This window comes from Marinobacter halodurans (assembly GCF_004327985.1).
Classification (GTDB): Bacteria; Pseudomonadota; Gammaproteobacteria; order Pseudomonadales; family Oleiphilaceae; genus Marinobacter_A; species Marinobacter_A halodurans.
Genome location: NZ_SJDL01000153.1, coordinates 1 through 1,010 on the forward strand (window position 1 = coordinate 1; position 1,010 = coordinate 1,010).

The 1,010-nt window shown below is 64.6% G+C and carries 1 protein-coding gene; it reads left to right on the plus strand.

All coding sequences use genetic code 11. The features are described from left to right. The coding region (locus tag EZI54_RS23885; protein WP_131484339.1) for an amino acid adenylation domain-containing protein at window positions 1-1,010 on the plus strand (1,010 nt) is incomplete at both ends.

The following is a 1,010-nucleotide window of genomic DNA, read 5'->3' on the forward strand; positions in this document are numbered from 1 at the left end:
CCCGGCCGAGCGAGTGGCGTACATGCTGGAAGACAGTGCCCCGGTGGCGGTGTTGGTGCACGGCGACGTGCCGACGCTGGCCACGGGCGACTGTCCGGTGATTGCGCTGGACGACAGTGCGCCCTGGCGGAGCTGTCCGTCGAGTAACCCCGAGGTGAGTGAGCTGACCCCCTCGCACCTGGCCTACGTGATCTACACCTCCGGCTCGACCGGCCGACCCAAGGGGGTGATGGTCGAGCATCGTACGGTCGGCAACCTCCTCGCGGCACTACAACCCCATTACAGACTTGACGGTGAAGATCGAGTGCTGCAATTCGTCTCCACCAGCTTCGACGTGTCGGTACAAGATGTTTTCCTGACATTGGTATCAGGGGCAGCACTGGTGCTGCGTACGGACGCCTGGCTGGCCAGTGGGCGGGAATTCTGGCGGCTGTGCAGAACACACCGCATTACCTCTGTCAGTTTGCCAATGCAGTTCTGGCGGCAAACGGCTCTTGATGGTGCCTTGACGATTCCAGCTTGCCTGCGGCATCTCACAGTTGGAGGTGAAGCCCTTGACGAACAGGCGATGGCGCTTTGGCGAGCGCGAGCAGATCATCATCCCGGGCTGCGCAATGCCTATGGGCCAAGCGAAGCCAGCATTTGCTCCAGTTTGCATTTGTGCGATCCGGAGGAGGCTGGGGACCCGCCCATTGGCCGTCCGATTGCGAACACACGGATCTACCTGCTCGACGCCGGGGGCGAGCCGGTGCCGCTGGGCGCGGTGGGCGAGCTGTACATTGGCGGTGCCGGCGTGGCGCGGGGCTACCTGGACCGTCCGGAGCTGACGGCGGAGCGCTTCGTGCTGGACCCGTTCAGTGCCGAGCCTGGCGCGCGGATGTACCGCACGGGTGATCTGGGCCGCTACCGGCCCGACGGCAACATCGAGTATTTGGGCCGTAACGACTTCCAGGTGAAGATCCGGGGCTTCCGGATCGAGACCGGCGAGATCGAGGCGGCGCTGCTGGCGC